The 2,377-nt window shown below is 30.1% G+C and carries 2 protein-coding genes; one reads left to right on the top strand and one right to left on the bottom strand.

Going from position 1 to position 2,377, the window contains the following annotated elements; translation table 11 throughout:
- Positions 1-35: 35 nt before the first annotated feature.
- A complete protein-coding gene (gene surE / locus TA89_RS05125) occupies positions 36-788 on the bottom strand; it encodes a 5'/3'-nucleotidase SurE (RefSeq protein ID WP_040211463.1) in 753 nt (250 codons plus the stop codon).
- A 265-nt stretch (positions 789-1,053) separates the two neighbouring features.
- Here surE and TA89_RS05120 point away from each other — a divergent pair.
- Positions 1,054-2,377: sensor domain-containing protein (locus TA89_RS05120; protein WP_040211460.1), on the top strand; the 1,324-nt coding region annotated here is incomplete at its 3' end.

The raw sequence follows: 2,377 nt of genomic DNA, 5'->3' as shown, positions 1-2,377 counted from the left end.
AAAGGCTTTTTACATTAACTACACTTTTAGTTATTTTAAAACCATTTTGTAACTTCATTAATGAGATTAAAATTTGTAAGATCATACTGAAGTGGGCTTATAGTAACATATCCATCATTTAAGTAAAATGTATCATTATCTTCATGATGGATGTCTATTAATTCATCCCTTAGTTCATAAATAACTCCGCCATCTTCCTGTCTTAGAGGCACATAGTGATTGGTGTAGGATTTCGCACCTACTTTAGTGGTTTTAATGCCTTTTATCTCATCTTCAGGCACACCAGGAATATTTACGTTCAATACTGTTTTTCCTTCTAAATCATTTTTATGAGCTATTTTAACTATTTTAGCAGCATACTTAGCTGCTACATTAAAATCGTAATATTCACTTCCTATATGCTGAGAAACAGCTATAGAAGGCAGATTATATAATGCAGCTTCTATAGCCGCAGATACTGTGCCGGAATATAGTACATCAGTGCCTAAATTTACTCCGTAATTAATTCCTGATACAACCATATCAACCTTACCATCTGTTAACTTATCCAATGCTACTCTTACGCAATCCGCTGGAGTTCCACTGACGCTGTACGCTTTTGACTTTACTCCAGGAATCTTAACTTCCTTTACCAAAAGTGGTCTTTGAATGGTTATGCTATGTCCTGATGCGCTTCGCTGCTCACTAGGAGCGGCTACAATTACTTCATGTTCTTTTTCTAGTTCTTTTGCTAAAGCTGAAATTCCTTCAGCATCTATTCCATCATCGTTTGTTACTAATATCCTCATATTGCCCTCCTATTAGTCAAATATTTTCTACTAATAATAATTATCATAAGTAAATATTATCATATTTTTATGTATTATAGCAATTTATAATAAAATTTATTAATCAATTTTTAAAAATGTTACTGTTTTTTTTATTTTTATCATTAATTTTACACAAATGAGGAATATTTTCTCATATAGTACACTTACTTATTCCTTTTTACAGTAAAATTTGCTATTATTTTCATATGAGAAAAAATAAATTCAATATTAAGGTGAGGATATTATGATAAAACATGATGACGCTTCTGATAAGATTAATAAATATCCTGTTAAAAGTATAAGAACTATATTAACCATTACATCTTACATTATTTTTGGACTTATATGGATTTTTACAGCTAATTCAATAATTAAGCTGTTAGTTAAGGAAGATTTAAACAGAGATATTTACATTTATATTGAAAGTATATTTTTTATTATTGTCAGTGCTGCAGGCTTTTATATCGCTATTGCAAAATTGGAAAGATATTTATATTTAAGCATTAACAGGCTGAAACAATCTAATGAAAATCTAAAAAAAGCTAAAGAAAGGCTTCATAAGCAAATTGAAGAAATTAACTTAAAAGAAAACGCTCTTAGAATAAGCGAAGAAAGATATAGACTTGCCTCAGATGGTTCTCAGGATGGCATTTGGGATTTAGATTTAATTAAAAACGAACTTATAATATCTTCCAGAATACAATCCCTAGTAGGTGTTAATAAAAATAAATTTAACAGCGCAAATAATGCATGGAAAGAATTTATACATCCCGAGGATAGATACTTTCTTATAAGCAATTTAAATGACTATCTTCAAGGTAAAATAGATACCTTTGATGTTGAATGCAGATTAAAAAATAAGAATGATGATTATAAATGGATATATTTTCGTGGAAAAGGAATTTGGGATGAAGAAGGTAATCCCCTTAGAATAGCAGGATCTATCACAGATATCACAGAAAGAAAGCTAAATGAACAGAAGATTTTTAATCTCGCTCATTATGACCAGATTACAGGACTTCCTAACAGAAGCTGCCTTTATGAAAAATTAAATGAAACTATTAATTTTTCATTAAAAAGCGATACTAATTTCATCATATTTTTCATTGATTTAGATGATTTCAAAGCGGTAAATGACACTTTAGGCCATGATTCCGGAGATTTATTAATGAAGGAAGTATCTCATCTTCTTCAGGATTTGTTTCACGATTCTTTTTGTGCAAGGTTCGGCGGAGATGAATTTATAGTCATTAAAAAGATTGATTCAGAAAAAGATAATATATCAGAAATAAGTAAATCCACCGTTAATTCTCTAGGCAGAGCTTGGAATATTAACAACCATGAATTCTATATTTCAGTGAGCATTGGTATCTCTATATTCCCAATCCACGGTACAACCCCTCATGATCTAATAAAAAATGCAGATCTTGCGATGTATACAGCAAAATCCAGAGGAAAAAACACCTATGCTATATATAATTCAGCCATGAGAAACAATCTTTTGGAAAAATTCCAATCTGAAAAGGATTTAATAAAAGCACTGGAAAATGATGAATTTAATATACATT

The sequence above is a fragment of the Clostridium polynesiense genome, assembly GCF_000820705.1.
In the GTDB taxonomy this organism is placed as follows: Bacteria; Bacillota; Clostridia; order Clostridiales; family Clostridiaceae; genus Clostridium_AA; species Clostridium_AA polynesiense.
Note: the sequence above shows the minus strand (reverse complement) of the source record. Positions and strands in the feature narration are given on the sequence as shown.

Coding starts and splice junctions, on each gene's coding strand:
- surE (WP_040211463.1), bottom strand. CDS start 788: ATGAGGATATTAGTAACAAACGATGATGGAATAGATGCTGAAGGAATT.